Source organism: Pedobacter sp. BS3, assembly GCF_008274585.1.
Taxonomy (GTDB): domain Bacteria; phylum Bacteroidota; class Bacteroidia; order Sphingobacteriales; family Sphingobacteriaceae; genus Hufsiella_A.
The window spans coordinates 484162-497961 of record NZ_VTRT01000002.1 but is presented as its reverse complement, the minus strand read 5'-3'; the positions used below and the strand labels follow the sequence as shown (position 1 = coordinate 497961).

Sequence of the window (13800 nt, the reverse complement as noted above, 5' to 3'; positions counted from 1 at the left end):
TTTTGTTATTACCATAAAGTTTTTCCGGATTGAAATTATTCAAATGTAATGATTGTCTGGTGATCTGCCGGGTAGCCGGTGCAGGTTAATATCCAACCCTGGCTTAATTCAGCATCCGATAGCACTTCGTTAATACTCATTTCCACTTTGCCGTGGGTGCATTTAGCAGCACAGGTAGAGCATATTCCGCCTTCGCAGCTATAAGGCAGGGCAATACCGTTGCGCAATGCTGCACGAAGTATAGTTTCGTTCGATTTTACAGGTAATACGTATGTTTTCCCTTTTATCGTTAACCGGATAGTTGTATCCGGAAAGTGAAAGATCTTTGGCGCCTGGCTGCGTAAAATTGCCGGCAGATACTGTTCCGTGCGTATTTGCTTGCTGTGAAATTTCATAAAACCAAGCGTCAGCTTGATCATACGCATGTAGGTAAACGGGCCGCATATCATAAACACGGCATCGGCCGGCCGGTGCTGAATCAGGCCGGTCATGATCTCTTCGAGCAGGCCGTTATTGAGCCGGATGCGCTTTTCCCAGTGTTGTTGCGGATCGCTAAAAAAATAACGTACCCTGAGCCGGGGATGTGTTTTTGCCAATTGCTGAACCTCGTTAAAAAAGATGGTATCTGCTTCTGACCGGCTGCTGTAAAACAGGTATAAATTACTTTGCTTTTCTGCTTGCAGCAGGTATCGTACCTGGGGAATGATAGGAGCAATCCCGCTGCCGGCTGCGAAGAAAAATAAGTCGCGGGGAAATGAAGTCTGGGGGGCCAGGTGAAACCGCCCGGCAGGAGCGAGGCTTTCAACAGTATCGCCAACCTTCCAGTTGATCAACACAAAGCGTGATACGGCGCCGTTCTCTACCCGCTTTACCGTGATTTTCAGAGGTTCGCCGGGTAACGAAACAATAGAGTATGAGCGGCGGACGGTTTCGTGCTCAAACCGGAAAATGATGGTAAGAAACTGTCCCGGCAAAAAAACAATGTCGCGTTTGTTTAGCGGAGCCAGAATATAGCTTTTGGTATCTGCTGTTTCGGGAATGATCTTTTCAATACGCAGGTGTAGTATATCGTTCTCCATTATTTTAAAATTTACAGGCTAATTTCGTGGATATCAAAGGACTATAGTTATAATTTCAATTGCCTTTAGGTAATTTCTTTTTATAATTTATAGTTTAAATTACTTACTTTTATCTATAACGCAGGCAGCTCAACTAATGTCGTGGCTAAAATACCATGTTCAGATCAATACCTAAAGGGCCATTTATAATAACGCTTTTTTATTTACTGGTAAGTGTAGTATGGATTGTTGCGAGCGATGGCCTGATACAGCAAATGTCTGTAACAACAGGGTTAGATAGAGAACTTCTGCAAACGGGGAAAGGACTTTTTTTTGTTCTGATTACGGCAATACTGCTTTTCTTTTTTATTAAAAAGCAAGAATCCGGCCTTATAATATCAGAAAAACAATATAAAAGTCTTTTTTATAATAACCCGGATCCACTTTGGATATATGATATTAAAACCTTGCGTTTTATTGAAGTAAACCAGGCGGCGATCAATAAATATGGCTATAGCCGGCGTGAATTCAGGCAAATGACCATTCAGGACATACGTCCGCGTGAAGATCAACAGAAGTTGTTAGAATCTGTAGCCAGTATGCATTCAGTGGGATATCGTGTTACCGACTATTGGCGGCATATCAAAAAAAATGGTGAAGTTATCCTGGTTTCCATCCGGTCACATAAGATAAAGTTTAATAATCAGGATTGTGTTATGGTTATGCCCGTTGATGTTACAGATAAATTGAAACAGGAAGAGCAGTTACAGCAAGCTTATGAAACAGAACGGCAGTTGAGAGAGGCTTTGCAGAAGAACATTACCCTGATCAAACAATCGCTGGAAGAGAAAAAGCAATTGGCTGATATTGTAGACCGGATCAATAATATTGTGCTCATAACAGATAAGCATGGCGTAATTACCTGGGTAAACCAGGCGTTTACAAATTTTACCGGGTACACATTTGAGGAAGTTGTTGGCAAAACTCCTGATATTTTACATGGGCCGGATACAGATGCAGAGATTCAGCAGCGTATCGTAGAAGCTGTACGGCGGAATCAATTTGTAGATTTTGAGGTGTTGAATTATACAAAAGATGGTCGGGCATATTGGGTGCAACTGAATATATCGCCAATTTTTAATGAGCACAATGAGGTTGAGCGATACATATCTATTCAAAGCGATATTACCGAACGAAAGTTGAGGGAACAGAAAATAAAAGAGCAGAATAAAACATTGCGGAAACTTGCCTGGACAAATTCACATGCTATACGTAAACCTGTTGCTTCTATTATGGGATTGATCAACCTTTGCAAAGAAACAAACAAGATGAATGAGATCCGCGAAATGCAATTGCTGCTATTGAACTGTGCCGAAGAACTGGATGCGGTGACCAAAAAAATAAGCAGTGAAATTAACCGCGAAGAGTTTAATAGTTAAATAAGCTTGTTAAAATTATACTTTTCTCTTTTTTATACAAATATTGACTTGCTTTTCAAATTTGTTTGTAGTGGTTATTTTATACATCATCTTTGGTACTCAATCTGTATTTTTTGTATCTTTACGATATCAAGAAACAGAATAATGGATTTAGCAACAAGGAAATATAACTTTATACAAGAGCTTATCGATATTGATAAAGAAAGTATTCTTGATGCTTTGGAAAAAGTGTTAAAGCAGAAGAAAGAAGAATCACAGGAACTTTCTGACGAAATCAGGCAGGAATTAGACGACAGGTTGGCAAGTTACCATAAAAATCCTAATGATTTACTTGATTGGGAATCAGTCAAAAAGGATTGGTAATGTACAAAGTTAAATTACTGCCTATAACCCGTGTCGACTTGCAAAAAGCAAAGAAATGGTACAATGAGCAACGTGCAGAATTAGGGGAAGAATTTAAGCAGGAAGTAAACAAGGAAATTGATCGTATTGGCACATATCCTCTTCATTACCAAACCAAATATAAAGAAATCAGAGTATCTTATGTTACCCGTTTTCCTTACGGGATATTTTACTTTATCGAAGAAGATAAAAAGCAAATTATAATTATAGGGGTTTTACATACCAAACGAAACCCAAACATTATTCAAAAAAGGGTACAAAAGCAACGATAAAAATCAGACCCGATAGTGCTGTTAACTTTGACAACTTTTAGAAAGTTGTCAAAGTTCAAAGTCAGAGTAGCACTGCCCTAACCAAACTAAACCCGATTGAATGGATACCGGCCTTGTGTGTAATGCCCCGCGAGGTATAGGGGGCAGGCTCGCAGGCGTATGAATGAAAGCGGGACTACCACTGCCGAAGTGATACCGGCACTGCTTTTCAAAAAAATATCGAGTCAATTATCTTTGCGATCCCGAAGAACTTTGGCTTTAATAATTATACTTTTTCTTTTTGCAGCAGCGCAGGAATAGTGCCGGCAATGATTTTCATGTCAAGCCAGAATGAATAGTTGCTTGCATAAAAATTGTCCAGTTTTTTACGTTCACGCTCAGACATTTCTTCTTTACCGCGTTTGCTGATCTGCCAGAGGCCTGTCAGCCCGGCCGGCCCTAAAAAGCGCTGAGACCATTCGTTCGAGGTCAGCATTTCTGCCTCGTACAAAGGCAGGGGACGGTTTCCTACTAACGACATGTCGCCAATAAGCACATTGAACAACTGTGGTAATTCGTCAATACTGGTTTTACGTATAAAATGCCCGAAACGGGTAATACGCGGATCGTTTTTAATTTTAACAAAAGCTGATTTCCCGTTAGTGGCCTCGGTATCGGTATACTGGTTCAGGTTTGATAGCTGGCTCAGCATTTTATCGGCATCAGACCGCATGGAACGGAACTTATAAAAATCAAATATCTTATATCCTGTACCTACCCGCTTACTTTTATAGATCACAGGCCCTTTGGACTCTAAACGTATGATCAGCGCAACGATGAGCAACAGCGGACTTAGCACCAGCAATGCAGCGCCAGAAGAAATAACATCGAACAAGCGTTTGCTGATGGGCACTTTATAGGTAACATCCACATGCGCCGACAGTTCTGAGAGGTTGGGTACAATGAGCTTAAATTTAACCAGGAAATGTATGCGCTCGCACAAATCTTCAACCGGGAACGGCCAGGTATAATAATCGTGAACTTTAAGCCTGATGGCCCGTGTCCGCCAGGCATCGTTTTTTTGCGGTGCGACCAGGATAAGGATAATGCCCTGGAACAACGGGTTGCTTTTCAGCTTTTCGGTGTAAGAAAAAGCCAGCTCTGAAGCGTCTACCTCAATGATGATACAATCGGGTAAGCTCAACAGGGATTGTTCATTTAAGTATTGCTCTAAATGATCAAGATCAGCACAGTGGTTTAAATGGAATTCGGCCGACAGGCGATTGGAGATTTCAGGAAGCAGGTTGCCCGTATATGTTACTTTTATCCCGTGGTCAACCATTTTTTCTGATGTAGAATTAATGGCTGGTTGTAACATGTTCATTCATGGCTTTAAAAATACGTGATTTTAATTCGGCAGGATTAAAGGGTTTCTGCATAACCGAATCGGCCTTAAAAGGCATTTGTGTTACAATATTCTCCAGGTCTTCTGCTCCCGATAAAATAATAACCGGGGTATCGCGATATAAACCACTTATTTTTAAACTTCGTATAAAAGAGCTGCCATTAAAATAAGGCATGTTCAAATCAGAGATAATTAAATCCGGATCATTACCCTCCTCCAGCCAGCTAATGGCGTCATAACCGCTTTTCTTTATCACCAAATCATAATCTTCATTAAGCACAAAATTAAGCAGCTTCAGTATGCTCAGTTCATCATCTACAACAAGTATTTGTTTTTTCATGCAGTTCTGTTACGTTGTTCCGGTTGTTAATACACCAAATTTATTATCTAAAAACAACTTTTTATAATTATTTCACTTAATTATTGCAGCTATTTCAATATTGTAGCGTTTAACATACAAAAAATACAGTTTTGTACGCTAAAGCTGTGAGATAATCTTTCGGGCTTGTTTTCTGATTAATTGTTGTAGTATCTGAATGTCAATAACTTGTATACAGATAATTATTGTTGTTGCTAATTGGCATTGATATTGATAACCGTATGCCGAAATATAATTAATGACAAATTAATTAGTAACTGAAATGAAACTATCTTTTAAACCAATAGCTTACGCAGTAGCTGCGGTAGCTTTATTAATTTCAACTAACACTTTTGCCCAAACTGATTCTAAAGCCTGGAGGCTGGGAATTGGTTTTAATGCCGGTATAGCTACAGATGACCCTTATGGTTTTGTACCAGGTGGTGACCTTCGCTTACAAAAGGATTTTACATCTAATGTTTCGGCTATTCTTACCACAGGCTATACCTGTTTTGTAATTAAAGATAAATATGACGGACCGGGTAAGCAATCGTACGATTTTATTCCTTTAAAAGCAGGTGTTAAAGTTTTCCCTGTGCAACGTTTCTACGTTGTTGGCGAGCTTGGTGCCGGCTTTGGATTACCTGAAAACTCTAAAACAGGTTTCCTGTATGCGCCGGGTATTGGTGTCGCGTTTAACAACGGTCTCGATTTGGGCTTACGTTATGAAGGCTTGGCTATTAAGAATGATGTGACCAATAATACCGATAATGTAGGTCAGGTAGCTTTACGTATTGCTTACGGATTTAACTTAAGTAAATAACAGCAATACATTAATTTTATAAATTACTATATTTGAAGCCTCGCATTAGCGGGGCTTTTTTGTTTTTGCAGCATACAACTTTTAGAATGCTGCTTATTTGTTTCTAATAGTATACTCCAGGTATTTTTAGTCAGGAAAGAAAGGGATTTAATACGTTTTGGTTATGACAAAAATTTTTACAGGTATTTTCATTTTAATGCTGTTTATTAGCCTTGGCGCATGTGTACGTTCAACGCATACAGCACAAGATGCCGGTCAGAAAGATAGTCTGGAGACGGTATCATTTAAAAATGATACGCTTGCTCAAGTATATACCTGGTATACCGCACTGAAAAATGACCTGGTAAAAGCCGATTCAATACAGGCAGAGCATGCTGCCGATACGCTGGCACAGATATTAAAGCAGATAGACGGTTGTGATACTTCGGTAGGTATTACAGAAAAAATCGGTACGGTAACCGATCTGAAAATCCAACGGGATTTATTTGTACTGTTAAATAACGATTTGATGCCGATATTCAGGCATGCTAAGTTAACAGCAGGCAGTATATACGTTCAATATTGCCCGATGGCTGATAATGGAAACGGTGCTTACTGGCTGTCGTCAAGCAAAGAAATTCGTAATCCTTATTACGGAAATGAGATGTTAACCTGCGGCTCCGTAAAGGAAAAAATCAGGTAACGCTAATTCAAAAGTAGACAGTCCAATTTAAAAATAGTTAACACGTTTAAAATCAATAAATAAAATCAAATTAACGCGATAGTTTATAATTAACTTAACAGTAATTTAATAAATCGCCTGTTAATAGGGAATGTAACAAAAAAATTTAAGTAAAAATTGCAATTCAGTTATAAAAAAACCTTTTATAAAAGGTTGATTTATTTATTTTTGCCACACAACCATTAATTATGTCAGATACAGCTTCATTAAAATTAGGAGAAAAGACGTACGACCTACCTGTAATTACCGGTACAGAAAACGAAAAGGCAATAGATATTTCTAAATTAAGAGATTCCAGCGGCTATATAACCCTTGATAATGGTTATAAAAACACCGGGGCTACCAAAAGTGCTATTACTTTTCTTGATGGCGAGAAAGGAATTTTGAAATACAGGGGGTATCGCATTGAAGACCTTGCCGAAAAATCATCGTTTTTAGAAGTAGCATACCTCTTAATTTATGGTGATTTGCCGACACAGGCTCAGTTAGACGATTTTCAATTTCAGATTACCCGGCATACGCTGGTACATGAGGATATGAAGAAATTCTTTGACGGCTTTCCGTCAAAATCTCATCCAATGGGCCAGTTGTGTTCGCTGATATGCTCATTATCTGCATTTTACCCCGAAAGCTTAGATACCAATCCATCAAAAGAAGACGTAAATCTGACTATTATTAAACTGCTGGCAAAAATGCCTACAGTGGTATCGTGGATATATAAAAAATCGCTTGGACACCCGGTTATTTACCCGCAGAATAACCTGGAATATGTTACCAACTATTTGTACATGACATTTGGTCAGCGTACCGAGCATATAGAGATAGACCCGGTTGTGGTCAGCGCCATGAATAAGCTGCTTATCCTGCATGCCGATCATGAGCAGAACTGCTCTACATCAACCGTTCGCATTGTAGGTTCTTCAGAAAGTAACCTGTACGCTTCTATTTCTGCCGGTATTTCCGCACTTTGGGGACCTCTGCACGGCGGTGCAAACCAGGCGGTTATTGAAATGCTGGAGCAGATCAAAAACGATGGCGGCGATACCGAAAAATGGATAGCTAAAGCAAAAGACAAAAACGATCCGTTCCGTTTGATGGGATTTGGTCATCGCGTATATAAAAACTTTGATCCACGGGCAAAGATCATTAAAAAAGCCTGTGATGACATTCTGGCTAAATTAGGCGTTAATGATCCGGTACTGGATATCGCTAAAAAATTAGAAGAAGTAGCTTTAAGCGATCAGTATTTTATTGACAGAAAGCTATACCCGAACGTAGATTTCTATTCGGGAATTATTTACCGGGCATTAGGTTTCCCAACAGAAATGTTTACCGTATTATTTGCCTTAGGCCGTTTACCGGGATGGATTGCGCAATGGAAAGAAATGCGTGAAAATAAAGAACCGATCGGGCGCCCGCGACAAATATATGTAGGCCATACCGTAAGAGAGTTTGTAGATATTAATAACAGGAAATAGCAGTTAAAAACGTTTTCCAGATAACAGATGCCGGGTTTGCAAGATCCGGCATTTATTGTTTCTACAGCTGCGGATCTGTTTTTTCAGCTTATTGTTTAACCAACCTAAAACCAATCGTTAGAGACTTTTATGGTATCCTTTTTTGAAGCATCGCTCACACAGCTTTCCATCCATAAAACAGGCAATAAGGCGCAGGATGAATTTTATGTGCTGTCTGAAAAACCCGTGAGCCTGAACGATGAGGAGCTGAACAAGCTGCTGATGCAGTATTTCCTGGGGCCATTTGAAAAAACAAACGAAGTATATCGTTTTTATCATTCGGGCGATGATCTTGATCTGAACGAAGTATATCATTATGCATCGGCATTATTTAATGCACCCGGTACTTTTCATGAAAATACAGAGCTGCTGGCCAAATATTTATATGATCTGTCTACACATCCCAAAATTAAACCGGGCGAGCTGTATGTGGCTTTGTTTGATAATGTGCAGATAGAAGGCGAATTGCATCAGGCCGTAGGTATATTCAAATCAGAAACCAAAGAAACTTACCTCAAAGTATTTCCGGAACAGAACGGGTTTAACCTCAGCTATGAGAATGAAGGCATCAATATCCATAAATTAGATAAAGGTTGTCTGATCTTCAACACAGAAAAGGAGGAAGGGTATAAAGTAGTGGTTATTGACCAAACAAACCGTAACCAGGAGGCCGTATACTGGAAAGATGAGTTTCTGAAGCTCAAGATCAGGAATGATAATTATAGCCAGACCAATGCGATACTGGGAGTTTACAAGGATTTTGTAACCACCAAGCTCGATGAAGAGTTTGAAATATCCAAAGCCGATAAAATTGACCTGCTGAACCGCTCCATGAAGTACTTTAAGGAAAAGGAGCAGTTTGAGCTGAAAGAATTTTCGCAGGAAGTTATTGGTAATGAACAGGGTATTGCATCATTTCTGAGCTTCAAGAAAAACTATGAGAATGAGTTTGAAACCGGCATTGCCGATAGTTTTGAAATATCAGGGCCAGCGGTAAAAAAGCAGTCGCGGGTGTATAAAAGCGTGCTGAAGCTGGACAAGAATTTTCATATCTATATTCATGGCAATAAGGATATGATCGAAAAGGGATTTGATGAGGAAAAATCTTTGAATTACTATAAGGTTTACTTCCGGGAAGAGCAGTAACCGGAGATCTAAAAAGCCCGGAGCTCCGTTCACGTTTGTAAAAAATCTGAAAGATAACCCTATTAAAAGAGAGCTCAGACTACCTATAAAATATAATTGTAGTATCTTTATTTTTTGCGTTTGGTTAAAACAGTCCGCTGTATGTATCTATTTTAAATGATAGAGGATCATATTGCCGGGATATAGATCGCATTTCCGGATTATGAGAATGGATCAGTTGTTAGCCTATAAATTGTTAATTATTTATGGATACACTCAAATTTCAAACTAATATAAATTCAGAAGAAAAGCTGGCAAAAGCGGCCCTGGTGGTTGATAAATTAGAAGGAGTAGCGGAATGGACGGTAGATGTTGATTCGCTGTACCATCTGTTAACAGTAAAAGGAGTTGGAATTGATGCGTTAAAAGTAATAAGCGTACTGGAAGCCGCCGGTTTTACGGTGTTACAGCTGTTTGAAGAATAAATAGTACTATACTTTGCTGCCTTGGCCTGTCCCCTGACAGGCTGAAATATTCCGGCCTGTCAGGGCATCAGCAGGTCTGTTTCTATTTTTTAATTTTCAGCGAGGTGTTTTTGTCAATAAACTTCATAATTACCTGGGCAAAGGCATCGGCAAACAGGGGACGGCCTTCCGGATCCCGGACACCTTTGTAATTGCTTTCTATCTGCCAGCCGTGCACATTAGGATATTTGCAATAGCGGGCAGTATTATATCCGCCGTTAAAGTATTTATCACCGTCTTCAGGCGCTTTATCCTGTTTAGAAGGCACGGCCGGGAAACCGCTGTTGGCAATCATGGTGCCAAATGCAATATTGCTTGTCAGCAGATCGGTAAGACTAAGCTTGCTGTTGTCGGCAAGCAGGTTAGATAACGATGACTTTTTAGTGGCCTCAGCCTCGTTCGATTTATTCAGGTCTTTAAGCTCATTAGCCCTTAGCAGGTAACCCAATTCAAGGCGTTGCTTTTTATGTCCGTGCCCATGCAGGTCTATATACAATGTTTTGCCATATTGTGCAGTAGCCAGTGATATAGCACTGTCGATATAATGATGAAACTGTTCCCAGGGCTTTTTCATTAACTCATTGCCACAGGTAGCCTCGTCAACATCACGGTTCTGATCAACATTTTTACGCGATATATTACATATAATAATATGAGGCCTTAAATTGTACTTTTTAATAAAAGCCTTCTCAATTTCCCTGGCCAGCTCAATGGTGCGGGTATCAGTAACGGTTACCGCTCCTTTACATGACCGTAGCGGAACGCCTTCTACCAGTGTAGTACCGCCGTGTGGCACGCTAATTACCAGGGGCATATTACCCTCAATGTACTCAATCCAGTGATTTTTATCGAAATGTACGTTGGCCGGCTGTAGCTCCTGCGCCAAAGTAATAAAGCCCGTGAAAAGTAAGGCGATTAAAAGATGTAATGTTTTCATGCGTGTTTTTAGATATAGACTAAAAAGCCGGGGACTGGTACCGTTTTTTTTAATAATGGTTGCCAATCAGGCTAACACTACAATACATCAATGTGAATTTGTAGTTTACTTTACGTGAACATATAAATATAAAAAAGTATAAAAAAATCGGTCCTTAATCATTTCTTAATAGTCTATACTTTCAAATCAGGATACAAAAGTGTCAGAAAAGCGGATGGGAGCTTAACTAATTCTATTACAGGTTGAATATGAAAAGAAAACTACTATTACTTACAGGGTTATTATTTGCTATTGCCGTAAAGGCACAAGACGTTGTTATTAATAAGGTATATAATTCATCAGCTTCATCACCTTTAGGTGCAAACGATGTTGTTGAACTTTTGGTAATTAAAGATAAGACCGATATGCGTGGTATGTATATTAAAGATGTTACCAGCGCATCGGCAACAAGCTCAACCTTTGGAGATGCCGGTGGTAAATTTATGTTTAATAACAGCGATTTTTGGTCGAGTCTTAGGTCAGGAACAACCATCGTTATCAGAAGATCGCCAACGGCAACGGATTATGTGGAAGACACTGACGCATCCGATTATACGCTTGATATAACCATTAACAATACACAGTACTTTACCGCAGTAGCATCATCCTCGGGCTCTACGGGTACATTTGCCTTAGGAAGCTATGATATTGTAGTACTTAAGGCTGCCAATGCCGATGGTGCATTGAACGGCGCTGCCGATGGCTTTGATTACCTGGTACACGCTTTTTTACCCGTACTTACTACCAATATAACTAATGCGTACAATGCCCTTACCGGGCCCGATGGTACCACTGCCAGCAGCCGCAAAATGGCCGGAAATACTATTGTGCCTTCTAACGGCTTTTTATACGCTTTAAATGCAACACGCAGCCTGGCCGATTTTAACGGAACTAATAACCTGATAGCTTCATCCACTGCTACGCCGGCCTATGGTATAGGAGAAGAACCTGATAATAAAGCTTTCATTAGTTATTTACGCAATGCCCCTGTAATAGACAGTATAACCACTTCAGCAGATTTTGGTGCAGTTACCGTAGTCTATAATGTGTATTTCTCAAAGAATGTTACCGGTGTAGATATGACCGATTTTAATCTTACTGCCACTGGTACAGCTACCGGCACAATTGCTTCGATAAGTGGTTCCGGTAAGTTATACCAGGTAACGGTAACCAATGTGGATGGACAGGGAACACTGCGACTGGACAAAAAGGCTTCGGGAACAGGTATTACAGATGGTGTTAATGTAATTCTTGATGGTTTTGCCTTCACAACTGGTGAAGTTTATACCGTTGGAAAGATAGCTCCGGTTATAACAGCCGGTCAGAGCTTTTATATAACCGCCAATGCAGAGCCCGGCATAACGGTAGGCGTGGTTAAAGCTACCCTGCAAGGACGCGGAAGCATTACAGATTGGGAGATAACCGGTGGTAACGAGGGTAATAATTTTGTTATCGATGCTCAAACAGGCACTATTACGGTAGCAGCTGGCGCCACGTTCGATTATTTCAATAAGCCAACATACACTCTGAGCTTAACCGTGAAAAATGGTGATGATTTAACCTTGGTATCGCAATCGCAAACCATAACTATCAATGTGCTAAAAAGCATTCCGGCACCGGTAATTTATGGCGGATCGAACGGACAAGTTGCATCACTTCTACCGTTAATTAGTGGCGAAACAGGTTTATTAACTACACTGCCCGTATATGTAACCTTATATGTGGATGATGTTCCTCTTGATACTGCCATTACAATTGATGCACAAGGTAACTGGTCTTATAAATTTAGCACCCCGCTCACATCAGCCACACATACTTTTTACTTTATTGCTTCGGTAAACGGAACTGAACTATCGCCAAGTGGAGTATTGACCATGCAAACCGTTACACCAGGTTGGGAGATAAAACCCCATAATATATTAACTCCCAATAACGATGGTAAAAATGATACCTGGGTAATTGAGAACCTTGAAGTTTACCCGGATAACGAAGTACACGTATATGATAAGCTTGGAAAAACAGTTCTTCTTGAAAAAAATTACCAGCAGAACTGGACCGGTACATATAACGGAGAACTGTTACGATCAGGCACTTATTACTACGAAATCAAATACGGTGGAGGCTTGAAACCAATTAAAGGTTCGCTTACCATTCTCAGAGATAAGTAAGCCAAGCATACTAAAATTGTAAGCGTTGTATTTTATATAGCTGTGAACTAAACTATTACCAAAAAATGATACGTAAAAAAAATTATTGCCTGTTTGCACTGACATTAGGTTTGATAATTACCTTTAACAATACCAAAGCCCAGATTAATCCTGTAATAGGCCTTTATTACCAGAACCAATATTTAGCTAACCCGGCAATGGCTGGCTTAGAAAAAGGTGTGGTATTGAACGCCGCCTATAAACAGGGGTTTATAAAGAATAACAGTACTAATTTAGCTGATATACTTACTGCAGAATATCAGCTAAACGGTAAAATGGGACTGGGCCTACAATTAAATACCGACAAAGACGGGTTAGTGCGAGCCAACCGCTATGCCTTAAGCTATGCCTATCATTTACAATTAACCGGCAACAGTATGCTTAATTTTGGTATTTCGGCAGGAATTGCAACAGAGCGTATCGATGAGTCCGGCATAGTAGGCGATTCTGATGATATGCTGATAGAGCAGTATAATAATATAAAACCTTATGCTGATGCCGATTTCGGCTTAGCCTATACTACACCAACTATTACTGTGCAGGCGGCGGTTACTAACCTGCGTAATGTATTTTATGACACAGAAAATGCCATTTACACACCAACCACCTTTTATACTGCCATAAGCTATAAATATGCCTTTAGCGCTATAAAGCTTGAGCCTAAGGTAGTGTACCGGGGAGTACGTAATTATGATAATATAGTTGATGCCGGATTAAACGCCACATTTTTTGAAGATAAGTTTAATTTGCTGGCTATGTATCATAGTTCAAATAACGCAACTCTTGGATTCGGATACTCGCATAAAAAGCAATTGCAATTTTTATTAGCTTATACTTTACCTGTCAATAATAATTTAACTGTACAAACTAACGGAGATATAGAATTAGGCTTACGTATTAATATTTTAAATAAGCAATAATCTAAGCAAGTGTCGGGTAATCAGCAATCGGGGAGGATTTATTTTCCCCGATTTTGTATTTTGTTTACTTTTTG

At 39.7% G+C, this 13800-nt stretch carries 14 protein-coding genes; 10 read left to right on the top strand and 4 right to left on the bottom strand.

Annotated elements, in window-relative coordinates; genetic code table 11:
* Positions 1-35: 35 nt before the first annotated feature.
* Entirely contained in the window at positions 36-1079 is a 1044-nt protein-coding gene (locus FW774_RS07810) for a flavin reductase family protein (protein ID WP_149347610.1), read from the bottom strand.
* Positions 1080-1234: 155 nt separating this feature from the next.
* Here FW774_RS07810 and FW774_RS07805 point away from each other — a divergent pair, with 155 nt between their 5' ends.
* From FW774_RS07805 to FW774_RS07795, 3 genes are all read left to right on the top strand, one after another.
* On the top strand, positions 1235-2497 hold the full coding sequence (locus FW774_RS07805) for a PAS domain-containing protein (protein WP_149347609.1): 1263 nt from the start codon (positions 1235-1237) through the stop codon (positions 2495-2497).
* A gap of 144 nt (positions 2498-2641) precedes the next feature.
* Positions 2642-2860 carry an addiction module protein gene (locus FW774_RS07800; protein ID WP_149347608.1) on the top strand — a complete coding sequence of 73 codons (219 nt, stop codon included), beginning with the start codon at positions 2642-2644 and terminating at the stop codon, positions 2858-2860.
* Entirely contained in the window at positions 2860-3171 is a 312-nt protein-coding gene (locus FW774_RS07795) for a type II toxin-antitoxin system RelE/ParE family toxin (RefSeq protein WP_149347607.1), read from the top strand. Before FW774_RS07800 ends, FW774_RS07795 begins: the two co-directional genes overlap by 1 nt.
* 265 nt (positions 3172-3436) lie before the next feature.
* On the opposite strand, the gene FW774_RS07790 is transcribed toward FW774_RS07795, so the two are convergent.
* Together FW774_RS07790 and FW774_RS07785 are read right to left on the bottom strand one after the other, a co-directional pair.
* The gene (locus FW774_RS07790) at positions 3437-4534 is read right to left on the bottom strand and encodes a sugar transferase (RefSeq protein ID WP_242457763.1); all 1098 of its coding nucleotides are present in this window, start codon (positions 4532-4534) and stop codon (positions 3437-3439) included.
* On the bottom strand, positions 4509-4895 hold the full coding sequence (locus tag FW774_RS07785; protein WP_149347606.1) for a PleD family two-component system response regulator: 387 nt from the start codon (positions 4893-4895) through the stop codon (positions 4509-4511). Before FW774_RS07785 ends, FW774_RS07790 begins: the two co-directional genes overlap by 26 nt.
* A gap of 301 nt (positions 4896-5196) precedes the next feature.
* On the opposite strand from FW774_RS07785, the gene FW774_RS07780 reads away from it, so the two are divergent.
* From FW774_RS07780 to FW774_RS07760, 5 genes are all read left to right on the top strand, one after another.
* The gene (locus FW774_RS07780) at positions 5197-5736 is read left to right on the top strand and encodes an outer membrane beta-barrel protein (protein ID WP_149347605.1); all 540 of its coding nucleotides are present in this window, start codon (positions 5197-5199) and stop codon (positions 5734-5736) included.
* A gap of 163 nt (positions 5737-5899) precedes the next feature.
* Positions 5900-6418: a DUF3347 domain-containing protein gene (locus FW774_RS07775; RefSeq protein WP_149347604.1), complete on the top strand. Its 519-nt coding sequence runs from the start codon at positions 5900-5902 to the stop codon at positions 6416-6418.
* A gap of 227 nt (positions 6419-6645) precedes the next feature.
* Positions 6646-7935, top strand: a complete 1290-nt coding sequence (locus FW774_RS07770) for a citrate synthase (RefSeq protein ID WP_149347603.1) — start codon at positions 6646-6648, stop codon at positions 7933-7935.
* Between the two features lie 129 nt (positions 7936-8064).
* Complete coding sequence (locus tag FW774_RS07765; protein ID WP_149347602.1) at positions 8065-9120, top strand: nucleoid-associated protein; 1056 nt, start codon at positions 8065-8067, stop codon at positions 9118-9120.
* 245 nt (positions 9121-9365) lie between these two features.
* The gene (locus tag FW774_RS07760) at positions 9366-9584 is read left to right on the top strand and encodes a hypothetical protein (RefSeq protein WP_149347601.1); all 219 of its coding nucleotides are present in this window, start codon (positions 9366-9368) and stop codon (positions 9582-9584) included.
* 82 nt (positions 9585-9666) lie between these two features.
* On the opposite strand, the gene FW774_RS07755 is transcribed toward FW774_RS07760, so the two are convergent.
* On the bottom strand, positions 9667-10560 hold the full coding sequence (locus tag FW774_RS07755) for a hypothetical protein (RefSeq protein ID WP_149347600.1): 894 nt from the start codon (positions 10558-10560) through the stop codon (positions 9667-9669).
* A 248-nt stretch (positions 10561-10808) separates the two neighbouring features.
* Here FW774_RS07755 and FW774_RS07750 point away from each other — a divergent pair, with 248 nt between their 5' ends.
* The gene (locus FW774_RS07750) at positions 10809-12767 is read left to right on the top strand and encodes a gliding motility-associated C-terminal domain-containing protein (RefSeq protein WP_149347599.1); all 1959 of its coding nucleotides are present in this window, start codon (positions 10809-10811) and stop codon (positions 12765-12767) included.
* A 65-nt stretch (positions 12768-12832) separates the two neighbouring features.
* Positions 12833-13726: a PorP/SprF family type IX secretion system membrane protein gene (locus tag FW774_RS07745; protein ID WP_149347598.1), complete on the top strand. Its 894-nt coding sequence runs from the start codon at positions 12833-12835 to the stop codon at positions 13724-13726.
* The last annotated feature ends 74 nt before the right edge of the window (positions 13727-13800 follow it).

Bases quoted from the DNA above. Each gene is read 5' to 3' on its own strand.
- FW774_RS07810 (WP_149347610.1), bottom strand. From the start codon at position 1,079: ATGGAGAACGATATACTACACCTGCGTATTGAAAAGATCATTCCCGAA.
- FW774_RS07805 (WP_149347609.1), top strand. From the start codon at position 1,235: ATGTTCAGATCAATACCTAAAGGGCCATTTATAATAACGCTTTTTTAT.
- FW774_RS07800 (WP_149347608.1), top strand. From the start codon at position 2,642: ATGGATTTAGCAACAAGGAAATATAACTTTATACAAGAGCTTATCGAT.
- FW774_RS07795 (WP_149347607.1), top strand. From the start codon at position 2,860: ATGTACAAAGTTAAATTACTGCCTATAACCCGTGTCGACTTGCAAAAA.
- FW774_RS07790 (WP_242457763.1), bottom strand. From the start codon at position 4,534: ATGAACATGTTACAACCAGCCATTAATTCTACATCAGAAAAAATGGTT.
- FW774_RS07785 (WP_149347606.1), bottom strand. From the start codon at position 4,895: ATGAAAAAACAAATACTTGTTGTAGATGATGAACTGAGCATACTGAAG.
- FW774_RS07780 (WP_149347605.1), top strand. From the start codon at position 5,197: ATGAAACTATCTTTTAAACCAATAGCTTACGCAGTAGCTGCGGTAGCT.
- FW774_RS07775 (WP_149347604.1), top strand. From the start codon at position 5,900: ATGACAAAAATTTTTACAGGTATTTTCATTTTAATGCTGTTTATTAGC.
- FW774_RS07770 (WP_149347603.1), top strand. From the start codon at position 6,646: ATGTCAGATACAGCTTCATTAAAATTAGGAGAAAAGACGTACGACCTA.
- FW774_RS07765 (WP_149347602.1), top strand. From the start codon at position 8,065: ATGGTATCCTTTTTTGAAGCATCGCTCACACAGCTTTCCATCCATAAA.
- FW774_RS07760 (WP_149347601.1), top strand. From the start codon at position 9,366: ATGGATACACTCAAATTTCAAACTAATATAAATTCAGAAGAAAAGCTG.
- FW774_RS07755 (WP_149347600.1), bottom strand. From the start codon at position 10,560: ATGAAAACATTACATCTTTTAATCGCCTTACTTTTCACGGGCTTTATT.
- FW774_RS07750 (WP_149347599.1), top strand. From the start codon at position 10,809: ATGAAAAGAAAACTACTATTACTTACAGGGTTATTATTTGCTATTGCC.
- FW774_RS07745 (WP_149347598.1), top strand. From the start codon at position 12,833: ATGATACGTAAAAAAAATTATTGCCTGTTTGCACTGACATTAGGTTTG.